This window comes from Variovorax sp. J22P240 (assembly GCF_030316855.1).
GTDB lineage: Bacteria > Pseudomonadota > Gammaproteobacteria > Burkholderiales > Burkholderiaceae_C > Variovorax.
On sequence record NZ_JASZYR010000001.1, the window covers coordinates 966,563 to 983,993 of the forward strand.

A 17,431-nucleotide genomic window follows, 5' to 3' on the forward strand; every position below is an offset into this window, starting at 1 on the left:
CTTGTGATGTGTTGCACGCAAAAGATACTTTTTGCGACAACATGCCGCCACGCACGAGCCACTAACGAAAGCGCACGTTGACCTCTGGCCATCACTCCCCGAGTTCCACGCCCTGGATCGCCCCGCCCTCGTTGGCGGACCGGCCCGCGTTGGACGTGATCTTCATCGAAGGCTTCGTCGGCCACACGGTCATCGGCATCCACGAGACGGAATTGCACCGCGCACAGCCGCTGGTCATCGACGTGCACGCAGGTCTCGCCCGCGCACGCGCCTGCGACACCGATCGCATCGCCGACACCATCGACTACGGCGCAGTGTGCGAGCGGCTGCGTCGCCTGCTGGCGGAACACGAGTTGCAGTTGCTCGAGGCCTTCGCCGAAGCCATTGCCGATATCGTCATCCGCGAGTTCGGCGCGATCTGGGTTCGTGTCAAGGTGGCGAAGCCACGGAAGTTCGACGACGTCAATGCCGTCGGCGTGCAGATCGAGCGCCGGGCACCGCCCGACGAGACGCTCTCCTCCCACTCAGGCGCAGTCCTGCGCCTGATCGGTTCTGGCATGGTGCCTGAGTAGAAAAGCGCCAACCAAGCGCCCGGCCCCTTCCAGGAACACCGCGGAACCGGCTTCGCCGGGCCGCTGGGTGTTGCCCCCGGAAGGGGGTTGGCGAAGCGACACGAAGTGCGCGCAGCCTGGGGGCGACTTCAGCTGTGCGCCGCGAACGGATGGGCGGCGCTGCCCTTCTTGGCGACGACCTCGGCGGCCGTGGGCGAACCGGAGACGGCACGCTGGATGGACTCCTTGGTGGCCTGGTAGTTGTAGTCCTGGATCTTCGTGTCGTCGTCGGCCAGCCAGTGGATGAAGACGCCGACGCAGATGAACAGGTTGTCGGCTTCGTCGGCCGGGATGGTGCCGTCTTCGACGCAGTCGGCCACCGCCATGGCAACGGCCCGCTGGGCCGGACCGAACATCTGCACGGCCTGCTTGGCGCCCTTGATGGTGACCTTGTTGAAGAGCACTGTCGCCGGCTTGGTCAGCAGGTTGGGTGCAACCACGGCCAGAAGACAGGTGAAGCCGTCCTTCTGGTTGGTGAGAGCGTTCGCGAAGGCTGTTTCGGCAGGGCTGCCGCGCGGCCCGATGATCAGATCGATGTGAGCGACCTCGTTGCCCTCACCGACGAGTGACTCGCCGACCATCATGCGATCAATTTTTGCCATGGTTATTAGTCTCCTGAGTGCGTTCTGGGGCCATAGGGGACACTGGCCTGACGGCCAGCGCAACGTGTCAGGTATCACGATCCGTGCCACCCGGGCCGGGCGGCGCGGCGGCAGATCACGATGGGCCCGTCAGGCCCGAGATCAGCAACGCGGCCACCGTCAAATCGGCCGTCGTCCCCGGGTTGATGCGATCTGCCTTGAGCGAGGCGTCCCAGGCCGCGAAATCGGGATCGACGTCGAGCCCGCCATGGCAGCGCTGGCGTACCCGCCATCCCTGCGCCGCAGTCATGACAATGTGTGCCACGGCTTCGCCATGAATTCGAACAATGTGTGAATCGGGAAAGCTGCTGAGCAGCGCCAGATAGAGCCGCTGGACCGCTGCGACGGTGCCCGTATCCGGCGCGCCACTGACCGAGGTCGCCATCAATGTGAACCTGGTTCCGAGCGTCGGCCCCCCCAACTCGAACAGGTCGTAGTAGGCGTCGCGATACTGGCGTGCAATGCTGTCGCGGTGTGCAGCGAGCGCCATCGCCGCACGCAGGTCCACGCTCGGCGGGTGCCTGACGTCCTGCTCCGGCGCGGTGGCCAGACCGCCCGGACGAGCGCGCGCGATGGCGCGGAAGGCCGCCTGGGCATCGGACAGATCGAGTTCGCCCAGCACGGATTCGACAGCCTCCCGCAAGTCCGCCGGCACCGTGGCGTCGGGCCGCAGTTCGACAGCCCGGGCAATGGGCGCGCACAGCAGCACGATGCCAAGATTGCTGTTGCAGCCGGCGGCCGCCCAAGTCGCTTCCACCGACGCCTCGATCCGCTCACCCACCGATGCGCCGGACTCGAACAGCGGCCCCGCCACGGCCCGTGCGCTCGCGATGAAGGTCTCGGCCGTCATGCCGTGTCCGGCCGATGCCCGGCTGACATTGCCCGGCTTGCGCACGTCCACGTCGAGCTCGCACGCCCGCAGGAAGCAGGCCCTGGCCCGGTCCGTTGCGCACTGGCGCATTTCTGTGACAGGCATGTTCATGCGCGGCGCGGCAGCTTCAACTGCGCCCCGCCCTCGGAGCCGGCGAGCTTGCGGTCGAGCAAGTCGTCGACGATGCAGCGGGCGATGTCGAAGCCGGTCACGCGCTGCAATCCCTGCCAGGCCGCGACACCATTGACTTCGATCACCTGGATGCCGCGCCTCGATCCCGACCTCGTGCGCGGTGCCGAAGGCATCAGGTCCACGCCCGCGTAGTCCATGCCCAGCGCGAGCGCGGCGCCTTCGGCCAGTTCGGCCAGTTCGGGCGTCAGCTCCGCCGGCTCGCAGCGCGCACCTTGCGCGACGTTGTGAATCCAGTGCCGGCTCACTCGCCGCATGGCGGTGACGGCCCGCCCGCCGACCACCAGCACCCGCCAGTCGAAGCCGGGCGTCGTCAGCGCCGGAATGAAGCGCTGCAGATAGGCGAGCGATCCGTAGGCGGCCTCGATGTCCGGCAGCGGGTGGTGAACGCCATCCACCTGGCCCACCAGCTGCAAGCCCTTGCCCTGGGAACCGAACAGCGGCTTGAGCACCAGCGCGTGGCCGGCCGCGCCTTCTCGGATCGCGATGCGCTGCGCCTGTGCCAGCGATTCCGTGGCCCAGGTAGGCGGCGTGGGAATGCGTGCCGCATGCAGCAGCAGGCTGGTCATCGATTTGTCCACGCTGCGCTCGATCGCCCGAGCGTCGTTGTAGACGGGCACGCCGAGTTCGCGCAGCGCATGCAGCACGCCGAGCCGCTTCGTGACCTGCTCGAAGGTCCCGCTCGCGATGCCACGCACGAGCGCAGCGTCGGGCAGATCGCGGCCGAAGCCAGGGATGACCAGGCCATGCCAAGCCGCCGTCGTGTCGATCCGGCAGTCCGCCAGATCGACGCAGCGACCGACGCAGCTTCGGGCCCGCAGCGCCGCCTGGAGCCTGCGCGTGTGCCAACCGGTCTCGTCCGTCATGATGGCCACGTTGAAGCCTGTGAAGCCTGCGAGGCTGCCCATCACGCTTCTTTCCGCCACAGGCCGAGCAGCAACGGCATGTTCAGGCCGCCGGCGTGCCAGGTGTTGCCGCTGTCGAGGTTGCTGACCCACACCTCGGCGGGTGCGAACAAGGCGCCGTCGATCTTGTAGAAGTCGAATTCGGCCGCCTTGAATATCTCCGCAAACGAACGGCCGTAGTCGCCGGAGTTGCTCGACGGTAGCTGCTTCGCCAGTTCGCGCGCCGCTGCATCGCCGCCACGCACGGTGAGGTGCACGCGGCCGCCGTAGAGGATCGCGTCGTTGGTTCGTCCCATCGCCTCCACGCCGTCGGCGCTCGGGGCGGGCAATGGCGCCGCGCCCGCACCGCCAACGATGTGGCCGAGGTCGAATCCCAACTGGTGCGCCTTGTGCAGCGCGACCTCCAGCACGCGTGCCACCACCTGCGTGGTGCCGGCGAGGCTGGTCGTCGGCGTGAGGATCAGCGTCAGCCCTTCCCCGCTCAAGTGGCAATCGCGCAGCAGCTTGTCGATGATCACCTGCGGCGGCGCGCGATCGACCTCCAGCACGAGCACCCCGGCCTCCGCGCGGTCGCGGTAGCCGAGTTCATCGAATAGCGTTTCCTTGGTCGCCAGCGCGCGCGCCGGGCCCGAGCCGAGCGAGAAGAATTTCTTGCCCCCCGTTTCCTCCTTGCTGGCCGCAAGGCTCCAGCCGGCGTACTGGCTGCCCAGGCAGGCCAGCACCGGCTGCGCGCTGTGCACCTCGATCCAGCTGGGCCAGCCCTCCCTTCCGTCGGGACGCAGGCTCACCTGGCCGAGCCCGCCCATGCAGATCTCGCCCACGAGCAGGCCCGCCGCCACGCTGCCGCCCACGGAGATACCCGCATCGACGATATAGGGACCGGCCCCGTCACGATGTGCCCGCACGTCGAGCGCATCGGCGGTGGCCAGCAGTCGCTCGACGAGCGGCCGCGAGAGCGCGTTCACGCTGAGCGTGGATGCGGCCAGGGGTGCCGCCGCGACATCAGTCATACAGATGACTCCAGGGATTGATGCACGGCCATGCGGCCAAGCTGCAGTAACTCGCGCACCTGCCCGGCGTTCGTGCCGCTGGCGCTCACGCTGCACAAGGGATCACCGGCCTCGAAGCCCGAAGCAGCGGCGGGCAGATCGTGGCAGCCGGCGCGTGCGGCCAGACGCTGCGAGGCGGGCTCATCGAGCCAGAGCCGGCGCGGCGCGAAGACGACTTCGTTGCCACGAACGAGGTCGCTCGCCGCCTGCGCGGGCCTCGACGGAAGGTCGCCCTGAACACAGGCACGCACATGCGCTGCCACGATGCCACGACCGTAAAGCGCCATGCTGGCCGGCGGCCGCGGGTTGACCTCGAGCACATTGACGGTATCGACGTCAAGCATGAAGTCCAGGCTGCCGAGGCCGCGCAGGGAAAAGGCCGCCACCAGCGCGCGCAACGCTGCCGTCACTTGGGCGCCCACGATGTCGGGCAGTTGCACCGGCCCCACGGAACCGCAAAACACGAAGGGCCGCCCCGCCAGGGGCCGCACGATCAGTTCGTTGAATCCGAGCAGCGAGGCATCGCCCCCATTCGCGATGAACGTCGCCGACATCGGCGTGCCCGAGGTCTCGCGCTGGAAGTAGTGATGGGCACTCAAGGCATCGTCGGGCGGCGCCCTGCCCCGCTGCGATGCCGCCCGGCTGATGTGCCAGCCGCCGCAGCCGTGCGCATCCTTGACGAGCCAGCCGGCCGCATCCTCGGGCGCAGTCATTCGCACTTCCGGATGGACGATCCCTCGTGAGTCGAGGAAACTGAAAAAGGTCTTCGGCTCCCGCACGCGCCGCATCGCGTCGCCCTGCGTGCCGATCAGCGGCATCAGCGTCGCACCGCTCTCCAGCAGATCGGGCCGGCCCTCGAACCCCGAGCCGGCGATCCACCCGGCCACACGGCCCCGCTGCGCGAGCGCTTGCAGCGCCGACAGCAACCGCGCGCCGTCGACGCTCAAGCTTGCCGGATCGCCGAGCGAATGCCACTCGGCGCAGGCACGTCGGGTGTCCGTGTCGCCGAACAGATCGAGCGCCACCACTTCGAAGCCGTCAGCGACGGCCGACTCCGCCAGCATTCGCGCGGAGATGGAAACCACGGCAATCGCTGTCATCACGGTGGGCGGCTCAAGCCGCCTTTTCGGCAATGAAGGCACGCGCAGTGGCAAAGGCCTCGGTGAAACTCAACACCACCGGCGCTTCCGCCTGATGCATCTGCACCAGGAGCCGTTGCTGGGTTTGGTACTTGACGTTTCCGATCGCCAAGGCGCCGATGCCCACCGCCGTGGTGCCGCTCAGCGGCTTGGCGTTGTCCGTCGCGCCGACGCCGGCGATGCCCTCGGGCGGCACCGCGTTGACGTCGGCCGCGACCTTGAGCCGCTTGGCGAAAGTCAGCGTCTCGGCGGAGACAGCCTGGACCCCTGCCGGCGCGCAGGCAAGCAGCACATCGGCATCGGCGATCGATGCGCGCACCGCTGCCGTATCGCCACTGGATACGCCGCCCAGGCTGACACCGAAGCGCTTGCCGCTCTCGCGCGCGACCGCTTCGGCCGCGTCGGCGCCGCCGCGGCTCGAGAGAAAGACCTGGGCGCCCGCCTGTGCCGCGATCACCCCTGCGATACGGCCCACCGGTCCCGTGCCGCCGATGACGACGACGCGCTGGCCGTCCAGGCCTTTTGCGTGGTGGCTTGCCAATGCAGCCTCGACGCACGCCACCATCGCTGCCGCGGTCGTGTAGGCGCCGCTGGGGTCGGCCATCAGCGACACGACGAAGGGCTTGAACATGGCGCCCTTTGCCTTTTCGAGCATGTCGGCGGCCTCCAGCGCATCGCGTCCGCCGATGAAGATGCCCGTGCGCAGCAGGCCCTTCGGACTGCGCGAGAAGATCGTGTCCTGCGTGAGGCCGGCAACGCCGTCCGCGTCGACCTCGCAGTACGGCACGATGACCTGGTAGCCGGCGTCGGCCGCCATGTTGATGTCGAACGGGCTCATCTGCCGGCCCGGTGTGAACATGTGGAGGATGTAGGGGCGTTCCATGAGAACCCTGCGTTGATCAAGGGGTCGAGGCCAGCGGCGACGAGAGGCGCCGATCCAGCAGCGTGGCGCCGGTGTTGCGGCCGGACACGACGCGCAGCGTCAGCGACGGGGCGACGATGCCGGCGGCCAGCATGGCGTCGATTGCGGCTTCCGCCCGCGCCTGCGATGGAAAGATCGCGAAGCCGGTCGGCCCCCAGGAGCTCTGGCCGATGGCCGCGAGGTGCTCGGCACGGTGCTGCAAGACCCATCCGAGCAGGCAGCCCACGGATTCGCTGGCGAAGGCACGCCCCCCTTGTGCGGACGCGAAGTGCTCGCCCAGAACCTGCTGGATTCGCGTGACGCCGCAAGCAAAGGGCGCGAAGTCGGCGGTGGCGGCGCCTGGCAGCACGCGCATCAGCACCTGGTGGCAGATGTCCGCGGCAAGTGCCTGGGACATGGGCGGCAAGCCGGCAATGCGCTGTTTTTCGTCCTCTCCAGCCAAGCCCTTCTGTGCGCAGTCCTGAACGATCAGAACGCGCCAGTCTTCGGGCAGCGGGATGCGCGACAACACGAGCGCAGGTGCGCCGTTCTCGCCCGGGCCGCCATCGACGATCAGCCCCCCGTGGTCGAACCCCGCTATGCCGATGCCAGACCGCAGTCCACGACCCAGCCATTGCGCCAGCGTGGCCGTGGGCACACCCACGCCGTGCCACAGCGCGAACGCCCGCCCGATCGCCAGCGCCAACTGCGTACCCGAGCCGAATCCGGCATGCGCGGGCAATACCTGAAGCAGCCGGAGATGCAGCGGATCGCGGCGGCCCGTATGGGCTTGCAGCAGGCTTACACAGGTGGCGGCGCGCTCGATTTCAGCATGCGCTGCAGGTCCACTCGCGGTGATCCGGTCGAAGGGCGAGGCGCTGATCTCGACTTCCGTTTCGAAACCGCCAATCACGAGCCCCACGCTGCCAAAACTACGTCCTAGCGAACCGGCAGGGTCGAGAAAACCCAGGTGCAGACGCGCAGGAGCACGCAGCGCAACGGTCGCTGCGCGATCGACGAAACTCGCTTCGGGAAAATTTCGAGGGCGATCCATCGTGTTGGAGGCGGGTTGAAATTCAGTGGTCGTGCAGGGCTTGCAAAGCAAGGTCTGTTCCGCTGATATCTCTCCAGCGATCTCCGGAGACCTCGCGCCCGGCCTTCGCGAAGCGGTCCGCGGCTGTATCGACTTGAGGACACTGTGTCACCACGCGGCCTCCTCAGCCGAGGTCAGTCGTACTTCAGGTACTTGAAACGCGGATCGTCCGGGGTGCCTTCGAGCGACGATCCTTCCACGGCACCGGGCTGCCACATCACGACTTCTTCGATCTTTCTGGCGAGTTCGAAGTCTTTCTCGGTGATGCCCTTGGCGGCGTGGTTCATGAGTTTCACCGTGACGAAGGCATATGACACGGTGAGGTCCGGATGGTGCCAGGCCGCCTCCGCGAGATGACCCACGGTATTGACCACCATCAGCGTCCCCTTCCAGCCGCTGGTCTTGAACTTGCGTCGAATCCAACCGTCCTCGAAATACCATTTCGGCAGCTCTTCGGCGAGTCTTGCGGTGGTCTCCTCGGGCGTGAATACCTCGGATGCGGACTGCTTGCGCCATTTGGTCATGACGGCCCCTTGCAAAGTGGCGATCATCGAATGCTATGGCGCCGCCGGCCGCGGCGCTCGTCGACCCTGCGGATAGCCGCGACGCCAAGAGAGGAGTCCCCCATGAACCGCATCCAACACCTTGCGATCTCGGCTCTGTCCACCGCGACCGCGCTACTGGCCGTGGTCGGCACCATGCATGCCGCGGCGGCGGATCTTTCGGTGGACCAGGTCAGGGACGCGCTCAAGAACGCATCGCCAGCCAAGCCGGTCGATCTGTCCGGCAAGGACCTCTCGGACCTCGACCTGAGCAAGCTCGACTTTCGCAACGCCAACTTGCGGGGCGTCAGCTTCTTCGGCAGCAAGCTCGTGCTGTCCGACTTCCGCGGCGCGACGCTGGAAGGGGCGAACCTGAACGGTGCCTGGCTGATGGGCACGGACTTCACGGGCGCCAACCTGAACCGCGCGAGCCTGCTTTCGGTCGTCGTTCTCGGTGGCGAGGTCAAGAAGATGCCGATCTTCAAGGGCGCCACCATGACCGGTATCCGGATGATCGCGGATCTGCCGGGGGCCGACCTCTCCGGGGCCAACTTCAGCAATGCCGTCGTCGGCGTCAACATCAAGAACCAGGGGATGGGGCAGATGCGGACCGATCTTGCCGGGGCCAACCTGGCGGGCGCGACACTGGCGGGCGCCGACTTCAATCGATCCCTGATGGCTTTTTGCAACCTCAAGGGCGGCAATCTCCGCGGCGCCAACTTCTTTCGAGTCAAGCTGGCAGGCGCCGACCTCACAGGCGCCGACGTAACCGGTGCCGACTTCACCGAGGCCGATCTGGACGGGACGGTCTTTCGCGATGTGAAGGGTTTCGCCGAGGCCAAGGGCATGGACCGCGCCACGAACCTCGACAAGATCATTCGTTGAGCGCTCGGGATGAGTCCCTGTGGCTTGCATCCACAATCGAAGCCCGACGATCAATCCACGGAGTCTGTATGGATCTTCAACTGACCGGAAAGCATGTGCTGGTGACGGGCGGCAGCCGAGGCATCGGCCTTGCCTGCGCTCGCGCTTTCCTTCGCGAAGGTGCGCGAGTCAGCATCGCCGGGCGCACGCCCGCCCACCTCGACACCGCCGCCGCGCAACTGCTTGCCGAAGGACACTCGGTCGGCGGCTACAGCGCCGACCTGAGCGACGCGCGCGCTGCCCTGCACATGCTGGACGCCATACAGGCCGAGTCGGGCCCGATCGACATCCTCGTCAACTCCGCCGGGGCGGCGCGCCGCACGCCTTTCGACGAACTGCAGCCGCAAAACTGGCACGACGCCATGCAGGCCAAGTTCTTCAGCTACATCCATGTGATGGACCCGCTCATCAAACGCATGGGCGAGCGCGGTTCAGGCGCCATCGTGAACGTCATCGGCATGGGGGGCAAGGTCGCTTCGCCGACGCATCTAGCAGGCGGGGCCGCCAATGCGGCGCTGATGCTCGCCACCGCAGGCCTGGCGGCCGCGTACGGCCCCCGCGGCGTGCGGGTCAACGCGGTCAATCCCGCGATGACGCTGACCGACCGCATGGCCGAAGGCATCGCGGCCGACGCGCGTCTGCGAAAGGTGACTGAGGAAGAAGTGCTGCGCGACGCCGAAGCACGCATGCCGCTGGGACGCCTGGCCAAGCCGGAGGACATCGCCAATGCGGTCGTGTTCCTCGCCTCGCCGAGCGCCGGCTACATCTCGGGCGCCGTCATCTCGATAGACGGCGCGGCCGTGCCAATGGTGGTCTGAGCCTGAACCGGGCCAGCTCAACTGGCCGGGAACTGCTCCGGCATCGGCTCGACGGGCGCCGACGGCGGAGCCTCATTCTTCGCCTTGTCGCGTCCGAGGTCCTCCATCATTTTTTCGCCAACCTCGTCCTTGCCATCGGAAGGAATCGATTCCTCGAAGGCAATCTCGGGTTCTTCGTTGACCGCGGCCTGTCTGCTCGGTGAATCTGCACGCGTGGTGTCGTTGGTCATGCTGGGCTCCATGGAAAACCCGAGATTTGCACCTCAGACCATCCCGGCAACCGGGCAAACTCGCCACCGACTGTCGGCCGGCGCTGACGGTTCCAGGAGCACCGTAAAATCGCGCTCCCAACTCTGCCCGTAGCTCAGTTGGATAGAGCACCTGCCTTCTAAGCAGGTTGTCGGGGGTTCGATCCCCTCCGGGCAGGCCAATTCAAGCGTTCACGACCACCCTTCAGCAGCAAAGAACTGACTGGGCGTCTGATCGAACTGCTTGCGGAACATGGTGGCGAAGGCGCTGGGACTTTCGTAACCCAGCGCCAGGGCGACGTCGATGACCTTCTCGCCGACCGCCAGGAGTTCCAGCGCGCGCAACAGGCGTGCCTGCTGCCGCCACTGGCCGAAGGTCATGCCGGTCTCCTTCACGAACAGGCGTTGGATGGTCTTCACGTCCAGCATCAGGCGCCGCGCCCAATCGGCCATCGTGGAGGGGTCGTCCAGGTGCTGTTGCAGCAGTTCGCAAATCCGAAGCAGCCGCGGGTCGGACGGCATCTGCAGGTGCAGCGGAAGTACCGGCAGTGCGCGCAACTCGTCGAGGATGAGGCGCATGAGGCGACCGTCGCGGGTACCCGGCACATAGGGTTGTCGCACCTCCATGGCCGCACGGATGAGTTCACGCAGCAGAGGCGATATGCCCACTGCTTGCGTCCCGTCCAGCAGCTTCGGCGCGGCCTCGGCCGCGACGAGCAGACTGCGCATGTGCACTTCGCCCACGCAGCGAATCTCATGGGTCATGCCAGCCACCATCCAGATGGCGCGCGTGGGCGGCACCACCCACCGGCCGGCATCGGCTTGAACCACCATGACGCCGCGCACGGCATAGATCAGCTGATGCTTGGTGTGGGCATGGGGCTCGATGTACCAGCCGCCCGGGTAGTCGGTTGCGCGACCGGTGATGGGCGAGGACTCCCCCTCGATCTCTTTGAGCATCTCGGGCAGGGCTTTGGGTCGGCGGGACGGGTTCATGTCCTTTTTGCAATGGTTGATGGTCAATTGGCGCAAGACAGGCATTGCGCATCTTCCCATAATCCAGTTCAGATCTCTGACTGAAAGCCCCCTTGATGACGACTTCCGCGACAGCCACCCTCGGCACCAACGGCACACCCATCGATGCCGTCCCGAGCCCCGCCGCCAGCCCCGCAAAGCCCAAGCCAGCCTTCGGCATCCTGGGCGCCATCAGCAGCGCGCACATGGTCAACGACATGATGCAGTCGCTGATCCTGGCGATGTATCCCATTCTGAAGGGCGAGTTCTCGTTGAGCTTCGCCCAGATCGGGCTGATCACGCTGACCTACCAGCTGACCGCCTCGCTGCTGCAGCCGCTGGTGGGCCTCGTCACGGACCGCCGGCCGCAGCCGTACTCGCTGCCCCTCGGCATGTTGTCCACCCTGGTCGGGCTGATGCTGCTGGCCGTCGCGCCCAACTTCAGCGTGTTGTTGCTGGCGGCTGCTTTCATCGGCATCGGGTCGTCGATCTTCCACCCGGAATCGTCGCGCATCGCGCGTCTGGCCTCGGGCGGGCAGCATGGCTTCGCGCAATCGGTGTTTCAGGTGGGCGGCAACATGGGAACGGCCATCGGGCCGTTGCTCGCAGCCGCAGTGATCGTGCCTTTCGGTCAAAGCAGCGTGGCCTGGTTCGGCCTGGCCGTCCTGCTCGGCATCGGCTTGCTGCTGCAGGTGAGCCGTTGGTATGCCGCCCACCACATCGCCGTCGGTGGCAGCAAGAAGGCCGCTGTCGGGTCGCCGTATCCGCGCAAGGTGGTGATTGGCGCCATCGCCGTGCTCCTGGTGCTGATCTTCTCCAAGTATTTCTATGTCGCGGGCCTCAGCAGTTTCTACACGTTCTACCTGATGGAGCGCTTCGGCCTGACCGTGCAGAGCGCGCAGTTGCACCTGTTCTTCTTCTTGTTCGCTTCGGCCGTGGGCACGGTGCTCGGTGGCCCCATTGGCGACCGCATCGGACGCAAGCCCGTGATCTGGGTGTCGATCCTGGGCGTGGCCCCGTTCGCGCTCCTGCTGCCGCATGCCAATTTGTTCTGGACGACGGCGCTGACCATCGTGATCGGCCTGGTGCTGTCTTCAGCCTTCTCGGCGATCCTGGTCTATGCCCAGGAACTGATGCCAGGCAAGGTGGGCATGGTGTCGGGCCTGTTCTTCGGCTTTGCCTTTGGCATGGGCGGGCTGGGCGCTGCGGTGCTGGGACTCTTCGCAGACTGGACCAGCATCGCCTTCGTCTACCAGACCATCGCCTATCTGCCGTTGCTGGGCCTGGTGGCGGCCCTGCTGCCCAAAGGCGTTCGCCGGGCCTGACGCTTTGGGTCCGCTCGACCGGCTCACCGGCTCACCGTCACTCGCCGAACGCTGAACTGCGAATGCGCGGGCCCGTCGGAATCAAGACAGAAGTTGTAGCCATACAGGCCGACGAAACGGGCTTTGGGCACGGTCCATGTCTTCTCATGGAAGGTGGTTCCCTCGACACGGAACCACCCCTCGCTGGATGGCACGAGGCCGTTGACGTCGGCCGAGGCGATCAATGCGTCCGATTCGTATCGGAGATTGAAGCCAGGGTCGCCGCGGCCGTGGCCGCGCAGCACGACGGTGATGCGGATCGGCGTGGTGCCATACAACGGCAGGAACGCGGGGTCCACTGCAAAGCAGGCGCCGGGAGTGCCTTCGAGGTTGAACTCGGCGATGTTGTTCACCACGGCGGCGGCGGGCGCGTCTTTCATGGAGACGCCCTCAGGCATGGCGCCGGCCGTCAACTGCACGGATGCAGCAGCGCTGTGGTCACCATTCCAGGGAAACGGCTTGCCGCTGCTGGCGGCAGCTTCGCTCAGCCATTGCTGTGCTTGTGCCGAGCCGGCCGGCGCGACGAGGATCGCGGGGGCCTCGGTGAGCGTGTGATTGCGGGTCGTGGTGGTTGCACCGGTGCGCGGGTCGACCACCGTGATGTCGGATGCCAGCGCCAGCACCGCCGATTGACCGGGCCGCGACCAAGCCGACAGCACCACGCCTTGCGGGCCCGTGAACACAAAGCCGTAGTAGGCATTGCCGGGTTGGGTCCAACCCGCGTAGCGGGGCCGCGCGCCCAGGTAGGTGGTCAGGCTGCGCAGCGCATGCCAGGCGGGCCGCTTCGTGCCGTCGGTGGTCGTCAATCCCATCGTCAGGCCTTCGCTGTCGCTCGGGTCGAACCAGTAGGTGCGCGCCACGCCCTGCGCGAAGGCCATGGTGTAGATCTTGATCAGCGAGTCGCTCTGCCGTTGCGGGCCGTTGCCGCCCGCGGCGGGCGGCGCGGCGGAAAACCCGATCTCGGTGAACCACAACGGCACGGCGGCCTTTTCGGGATCCTTGTCCTGCAGCATCTTGCGCACTCGCGGCACGATGGCCATGAACTGCCCTTCCCAGCCCTGGGGAAGCAAGGAAGCCACTTCGTAAGGATGAAGCGTCACGAAGTCGAACTTGCCCGCGGCACCGGCCGCGATGCTTTCGGCTAGCCAGTTGACGTGGTTGCTCTTGGCGGCCAGGCCGATTTGCACGGTCGGGTCGACTGCCTTCGCCGCATGGAAGGCGACGGCCACCACCTTGGCGTAGGACGCGGGCGATTGGTCGGCCGTGAAGTTGGGCGGCTCGTTCCAGACTTCCCAGTACTTGACCCGGCCCTTGTAGCGTCTGACCTGCGCTGTGACGTACCGGTGCCAGCCCTGAAGATCATTCGCCGGCAGCGCGAAGACGGGGCCGGAACTCCACTGCAGGAAGCCGACCGCCGACATGCCTGCAGCGGTGATTGGCGTCAATCCATCCACGTGGGGCGCAGCATGGAAGCCGCGCACGCTCGTGACGCCGGCATCGGCCATCGCAGGCAGCCAGGCCTCAGGGTTGTATGACAACGCTGCCGACGGCGCCACACCCCAGGGGTCGTCACGGCTTGCGGCGGCTGCCACGCTGTCGGCGGCCCAAGCAGCAGGCGGGCCCATGCGCGACGCCAGCGCCATCAACGCAGCGTTGCGCGCGTTGGCCAGTACGCCAGGCTGCGGCTTGTCCAACGCATCCGCCTTAGCAGCAGCGTCGGCTGAGGCGGCCGATGAGGTGTCCAGCGGGCTCGATGATGGTGCATCGCCTCCGCCGCCACAGCCTGGCGACGACAGCACCCACGCGAGCAGAAGCGCCACAGCGGCGAGATGGCGGCGCGGCGCCAGGAGGTCGAGGTCCATCGGTGGAGACTCCTGCTGCGACGGCGGCCGCAAGTTGAACCCGACGATGCTAGCGGGAAGTGAAGAGCATGGCTCACGCTACACGTGAGAAGAAGTAAAGCACGCCCCGCATGACGCTCTTTCCAGACAATCGGCACGAATTCTGCTGACACTCACCTAGCATGTACCGATACCCCATTACCTCGACGCCCGGTGCTCCCCAGCGTGCACTCGCGGCTTCCGGTCAAGACACCGTGATGATCGATACAGAAGACGAGCCGCGCCTGTCCGAGTACAGGGACATCATGATCGACCACAAGTGGCTGATCGTCGGCACCATGGCGTTTGCTCTGCTTGCCGGTCTGACTTACGTGACGCTGGCCACGCCGGTCTATCGCGCCAACCTCCTGTTGCAGATCGAAGATTCCGTGCCTGAGAGCAAGAGTTTTGTAACCGAAACTTCCGGCCTGTTCGAGCTCAAGACGCCGGCCACCGGCGAGATCCAGGTTCTTGCATCCCGCATGGTCTTGAACGCGGCGGCAGATCAGACTGAATTGCAGATCAGCGCCGAGCCGCGCTACCTGCCGTGGGTCGGACGGTGGCTCGCCCGCCGCGCCACCGGGATTTCCGAACCCGGCTTCCTGGGCATTGGCGGCTTCGTGACGGGGACCGAGCGCATCGAGGTGGCCCGCTTCGACGTGCCCCCTTCGCTCGAGGACACCGAGCCCTTCACCATCATCGCCCAGGGTAACGGACGCTTCACCGTGCGCCACGAGTTGCTCGATGCACCGCTCGACGGCGTGGTCGGGCAGCCGCTGCGCAAGGCGCTGCCCGACGGTGTCCTGCAGATCCAGTTGAGCGAGTTGGCCGGCAAGCCCGGGGCCGAATTCAGTGTCTCGGTGGCCTCCCGCCTTCGCGCCATCGAGCGCTTGCAGGAGCGTCTGCAACTGAGCGAACAGGGCCGACAGTCGAACGTCATCGGCGCCACCCTCGAAGACAGCGATCGCATGCGCCTGGGTCGCGTCCTCAATGCCATTGGCGAGCAGTACGTACGACAGAACATGGAGCGCAAGTCGGCAGAAGCCGAGAGAACGCTCGCATTTCTCAACACGCAGTTGCCGGTCTTCCAGCGCCAGCTTCAGGGCGCGGAGGATGCCTTTGCGCGCTTTCGCAACAAGAACGGCACCGTGGACTTCGACGAGGAAGCCAAGGTCTGGCTGAAGAGGACTTCGGACCTTCAGAGCAATCTGCTGGATCTGCAACAACGCCGTCGGGACGCAGAAGTGGCCTTCACTGACCAGGCCCCGCGCATTCAGCTGTTGGACAAGCAGATCGGGGCCGTGCAAAGCGAGCTCAACGGGCTCAATACACGTATCGCCAGCATGCCCAATGCGCAGCGCGATGCATTGAGGCTCGAACGCGATGTGCGCGTCAACAGCACGCTGTACCAGTCCCTGCAGAACAACATCCTGCAGATGCAACTGGTCAAGGAAGGAAAGATCGGCAACGTGCGATTGCTGGACAAGGCAGTGGTGTCCAAGTTCCCGGTCAAGCCGCAGAAGACGCTCGTGCTCGCCTTCGCGCTGCTGCTGGGGGCCCTGATAGGGCCGGCGCTGGCGATACTGCGCACGCGTATGAGACCCGGCATCCACAATCCGGACGAGATTGCGGCTCACACGGATCTGGAGGTCCATGCCGTCGTGCCTCTCAGTCCCGAGCAAACCCTTCTCGATCGGCGTGTCGACAGGCGCGCGTCCGGCACCGTGCTGGCCGATGTCAATCCCCACAGCCCTTCCATCGAAGCGTTGCGCGCCCTGCGCGTCGGGCTCAAGCCCACCATGGCGGAAGCTTCCAACAACCGCATTCTCATCACGGGTGCCACGCCCGGCGTCGGCAAGAGCTTCATCGCCAGCAACTTCGCGACGCTGCTGGCGCAGTCCGGCAAACGGGTGCTCCTGGTCGATGCCGACCTTCGCCAAGGCGATCTCAGCGGGGCATTCGGCCTCCCGCGCGAAGGAGGGTTGTCCGAGCTGGTCGCCGGCGGGCTCGGCGCGCAACAGGCCATCCATGGCCAGGTGCGTCCCAACCTGGACGTGTTGACCACCGGCAAGCTGCCGGACATGCCCTCCGACCTGCTGGAGTCGGAGGCATTCACCGAGGCGCTCGACTCGCTCTCGTCGACCTACGACCTGGTGGTCATCGATGCCACGCCGGTGCTGGTGGCGGCCGATGCGGCGGCAGTGGCATCGGCGTGCGGCGTCGTGCTGCTCGTGGCGCGGTCCGGAAAGACTCAGCTGGGAGAGTTGAACGAGAGCATTCGACGGCTGGTCCAGGCCGGTGCGTCGGTCAGTGGCGCGCTGTTCAACGGGATGGACTTCAGCCGGCGATACAACGGCAGCCACGGCTACCGCCATGGCGGCTACAGGCACGAGGACTACAAGAAGGCGTAGCTACGAGAGGGTGTTCGAAATGCTGAACACGTTCTCGTTGCGGTAGATGAAGTCCCTGTTTCTTTCCGCGATGGCGCGAAGGAAGTTGTTCGACGTGGCTCGCTTCGGAAGCATCCAGTCGTGCAGTTCGATGATCAGCAACGGGAAGGCATCCAGCCATTCGACGTTCTTCTCGAACAGGTTCTGCTCGAAGCCCTCGATGTCGATCTTGATGATGAAGGGGGTGCAGTCCTTGTATTCAGGGTCGCTCACGATCGAGTTGACGCTGATGATTTTCGTTCTTCCTTCGGCGCTGGTTTCGGTCCGGTAGCCCCAGTTTCCCGCGCCGGGGTCCACGATGTCCGCTCTTGCGTCCGAGTTGCCAATGCCGGCCAGAAGGAACTGGATATTGGGGTCGTGGTTGTTCATTCTCGCCAGTGCCATGTTCTGCTCTTCCGGCTCGATGCAAACGACCACCGAACCCTTGTAGGTCTCTGAAAAATATTTGGTGGCCAGGCCGCTGTTGCCCCCGCAATCGATGATCAGCGGCTTCTTTCCTGAATCGATGATCTTGGCGTGGTACTGCCAGAGTGTTTCCGCGTGATCGGGGCTTTCGAGGGCGTAGTCTTCATTGATGAATATCTGGCGCACCACGGCAACGTCAATGTCATCCCTCGACTTGACGGTGAAGAATGATCTGCAGGATCGGTCGTAGATCAGCTGATCCGAAAAGACGCCCGGCGTCAACTTCACGAACCTCGATTTCTTCTTCAGCAGCGGGCTGGCGCAGAAGTTCGACAAGCCGTAGGCCCACCGCGCCAATTCCTTGACGCGCTTCGAATTCGACATGGG

Annotated in this window: 17 protein-coding genes and 1 tRNA gene; 6 read left to right on the top strand and 12 right to left on the bottom strand. The window is 65.8% G+C overall.

The window, feature by feature from the left end:
- Window positions 1-149: 149 nt before the first annotated feature.
- Window positions 150-572, top strand: coding sequence for a dihydroneopterin aldolase (locus QTI24_RS04660; protein ID WP_503011216.1), 423 nt, complete (start codon window positions 150-152; stop codon window positions 570-572).
- Between the two features lie 128 nt (window positions 573-700).
- On the opposite strand, the gene fae is transcribed toward QTI24_RS04660, so the two are convergent.
- The 8 genes from fae to QTI24_RS04700 all read right to left on the bottom strand — a co-directional run bounded on the left by fae (window position 701) and on the right by QTI24_RS04700 (window position 7,923).
- The gene (gene fae, locus QTI24_RS04665; RefSeq protein ID WP_286598632.1) at window positions 701-1,213 is read right to left on the bottom strand and encodes a formaldehyde-activating enzyme; all 513 of its coding nucleotides are present in this window, start codon (window positions 1,211-1,213) and stop codon (window positions 701-703) included.
- A 115-nt stretch (window positions 1,214-1,328) separates the two neighbouring features.
- A complete protein-coding gene (locus QTI24_RS04670; RefSeq protein WP_503011198.1) occupies window positions 1,329-2,153 on the bottom strand; it encodes a triphosphoribosyl-dephospho-CoA synthase in 825 nt (274 codons plus the stop codon).
- 77 nt (window positions 2,154-2,230) lie between these two features.
- Entirely contained in the window at window positions 2,231-3,220 is a 990-nt protein-coding gene (locus QTI24_RS04675; RefSeq protein ID WP_286598634.1) for an ATP-grasp domain-containing protein, read from the bottom strand.
- Window positions 3,220-4,227: a methenyltetrahydromethanopterin cyclohydrolase gene (mch, locus tag QTI24_RS04680; protein ID WP_286598635.1), complete on the bottom strand. Its 1,008-nt coding sequence runs from the start codon at window positions 4,225-4,227 to the stop codon at window positions 3,220-3,222. Before mch ends, QTI24_RS04675 begins: the two co-directional genes overlap by 1 nt.
- On the bottom strand, window positions 4,224-5,366 hold the full coding sequence (locus tag QTI24_RS04685) for an ATP-grasp domain-containing protein (RefSeq protein WP_286598636.1): 1,143 nt from the start codon (window positions 5,364-5,366) through the stop codon (window positions 4,224-4,226). The genes mch and QTI24_RS04685 overlap by 4 nt, the downstream gene beginning before the upstream one ends.
- Before the next feature lie 13 nt (window positions 5,367-5,379).
- Complete coding sequence (locus QTI24_RS04690; RefSeq protein WP_286598637.1) at window positions 5,380-6,288, bottom strand: NAD(P)-dependent methylenetetrahydromethanopterin dehydrogenase; 909 nt, start codon at window positions 6,286-6,288, stop codon at window positions 5,380-5,382.
- A 16-nt stretch (window positions 6,289-6,304) separates the two neighbouring features.
- A complete protein-coding gene (locus QTI24_RS04695; protein WP_286598639.1) occupies window positions 6,305-7,360 on the bottom strand; it encodes a beta-ribofuranosylaminobenzene 5'-phosphate synthase family protein in 1,056 nt (351 codons plus the stop codon).
- Between the two features lie 173 nt (window positions 7,361-7,533).
- Window positions 7,534-7,923 (bottom strand): 4a-hydroxytetrahydrobiopterin dehydratase, encoded by a 390-nt coding sequence (locus QTI24_RS04700; protein WP_286598640.1) that lies wholly within the window; start codon window positions 7,921-7,923, stop codon window positions 7,534-7,536.
- Between the two features lie 102 nt (window positions 7,924-8,025).
- Between QTI24_RS04700 and QTI24_RS04705 the strand changes: the two genes are divergently transcribed.
- Both QTI24_RS04705 and QTI24_RS04710 read left to right on the top strand, forming a co-directional pair.
- Window positions 8,026-8,826: a pentapeptide repeat-containing protein gene (locus QTI24_RS04705; RefSeq protein WP_286598642.1), complete on the top strand. Its 801-nt coding sequence runs from the start codon at window positions 8,026-8,028 to the stop codon at window positions 8,824-8,826.
- Window positions 8,827-8,894: 68 nt separating this feature from the next.
- Complete coding sequence (locus QTI24_RS04710; RefSeq protein WP_286598644.1) at window positions 8,895-9,683, top strand: SDR family NAD(P)-dependent oxidoreductase; 789 nt, start codon at window positions 8,895-8,897, stop codon at window positions 9,681-9,683.
- A gap of 17 nt (window positions 9,684-9,700) precedes the next feature.
- Here the strand turns inward: QTI24_RS04710 and QTI24_RS04715 are convergent, their stop codons facing one another.
- Window positions 9,701-9,913 (bottom strand): hypothetical protein, encoded by a 213-nt coding sequence (locus QTI24_RS04715; RefSeq protein ID WP_286598645.1) that lies wholly within the window; start codon window positions 9,911-9,913, stop codon window positions 9,701-9,703.
- Window positions 9,914-10,036: 123 nt separating this feature from the next.
- On the opposite strand from QTI24_RS04715, the gene QTI24_RS04720 reads away from it, so the two are divergent.
- A tRNA-Arg gene (locus QTI24_RS04720) sits at window positions 10,037-10,113 on the top strand.
- 10 nt (window positions 10,114-10,123) lie between these two features.
- On the opposite strand, the gene QTI24_RS04725 is transcribed toward QTI24_RS04720, so the two are convergent.
- On the bottom strand, window positions 10,124-10,948 hold the full coding sequence (locus tag QTI24_RS04725) for an AraC family transcriptional regulator (protein ID WP_286599274.1): 825 nt from the start codon (window positions 10,946-10,948) through the stop codon (window positions 10,124-10,126).
- A 74-nt stretch (window positions 10,949-11,022) separates the two neighbouring features.
- On the opposite strand from QTI24_RS04725, the gene QTI24_RS04730 reads away from it, so the two are divergent.
- On the top strand, window positions 11,023-12,270 hold the full coding sequence (locus tag QTI24_RS04730; protein WP_286599275.1) for an MFS transporter: 1,248 nt from the start codon (window positions 11,023-11,025) through the stop codon (window positions 12,268-12,270).
- A 23-nt stretch (window positions 12,271-12,293) separates the two neighbouring features.
- Here QTI24_RS04730 and QTI24_RS04735 read toward each other — a convergent pair whose 3' ends face one another.
- Window positions 12,294-14,171 (bottom strand): glycoside hydrolase family protein, encoded by a 1,878-nt coding sequence (locus tag QTI24_RS04735; RefSeq protein ID WP_286598647.1) that lies wholly within the window; start codon window positions 14,169-14,171, stop codon window positions 12,294-12,296.
- A 236-nt stretch (window positions 14,172-14,407) separates the two neighbouring features.
- On the opposite strand from QTI24_RS04735, the gene QTI24_RS04740 reads away from it, so the two are divergent.
- A complete protein-coding gene (locus tag QTI24_RS04740) occupies window positions 14,408-16,600 on the top strand; it encodes a polysaccharide biosynthesis tyrosine autokinase (protein ID WP_286598648.1) in 2,193 nt (730 codons plus the stop codon).
- Here QTI24_RS04740 and QTI24_RS04745 read toward each other — a convergent pair whose 3' ends face one another.
- Window positions 16,601-17,428 (bottom strand): FkbM family methyltransferase, encoded by an 828-nt coding sequence (locus QTI24_RS04745; protein WP_286598649.1) that lies wholly within the window; start codon window positions 17,426-17,428, stop codon window positions 16,601-16,603.
- Window positions 17,429-17,431: the final 3 nt, after the last annotated feature.

Excerpts from the sequence above, each read along its gene's own strand:
- QTI24_RS04735 (WP_286598647.1), bottom strand. The coding sequence starts at position 14,171 with ATGGACCTCGACCTCCTGGCGCCGCGCCGCCATCTCGCCGCTGTGGCG.
- QTI24_RS04675 (WP_286598634.1), bottom strand. The coding sequence starts at position 3,220 with ATGGGCAGCCTCGCAGGCTTCACAGGCTTCAACGTGGCCATCATGACG.
- QTI24_RS04685 (WP_286598636.1), bottom strand. The coding sequence starts at position 5,366 with ATGACAGCGATTGCCGTGGTTTCCATCTCCGCGCGAATGCTGGCGGAG.
- QTI24_RS04710 (WP_286598644.1), top strand. The coding sequence starts at position 8,895 with ATGGATCTTCAACTGACCGGAAAGCATGTGCTGGTGACGGGCGGCAGC.
- QTI24_RS04700 (WP_286598640.1), bottom strand. The coding sequence starts at position 7,923 with ATGACCAAATGGCGCAAGCAGTCCGCATCCGAGGTATTCACGCCCGAG.
- QTI24_RS04730 (WP_286599275.1), top strand. The coding sequence starts at position 11,023 with ATGACGACTTCCGCGACAGCCACCCTCGGCACCAACGGCACACCCATC.
- QTI24_RS04745 (WP_286598649.1), bottom strand. The coding sequence starts at position 17,428 with ATGTCGAATTCGAAGCGCGTCAAGGAATTGGCGCGGTGGGCCTACGGC.
- QTI24_RS04715 (WP_286598645.1), bottom strand. The coding sequence starts at position 9,913 with ATGACCAACGACACCACGCGTGCAGATTCACCGAGCAGACAGGCCGCG.
- QTI24_RS04740 (WP_286598648.1), top strand. The coding sequence starts at position 14,408 with ATGATCGATACAGAAGACGAGCCGCGCCTGTCCGAGTACAGGGACATC.
- fae (WP_286598632.1), bottom strand. The coding sequence starts at position 1,213 with ATGGCAAAAATTGATCGCATGATGGTCGGCGAGTCACTCGTCGGTGAG.
- QTI24_RS04695 (WP_286598639.1), bottom strand. The coding sequence starts at position 7,360 with ATGGATCGCCCTCGAAATTTTCCCGAAGCGAGTTTCGTCGATCGCGCA.
- QTI24_RS04705 (WP_286598642.1), top strand. The coding sequence starts at position 8,026 with ATGAACCGCATCCAACACCTTGCGATCTCGGCTCTGTCCACCGCGACC.
- mch (WP_286598635.1), bottom strand. The coding sequence starts at position 4,227 with ATGACTGATGTCGCGGCGGCACCCCTGGCCGCATCCACGCTCAGCGTG.
- QTI24_RS04690 (WP_286598637.1), bottom strand. The coding sequence starts at position 6,288 with ATGGAACGCCCCTACATCCTCCACATGTTCACACCGGGCCGGCAGATG.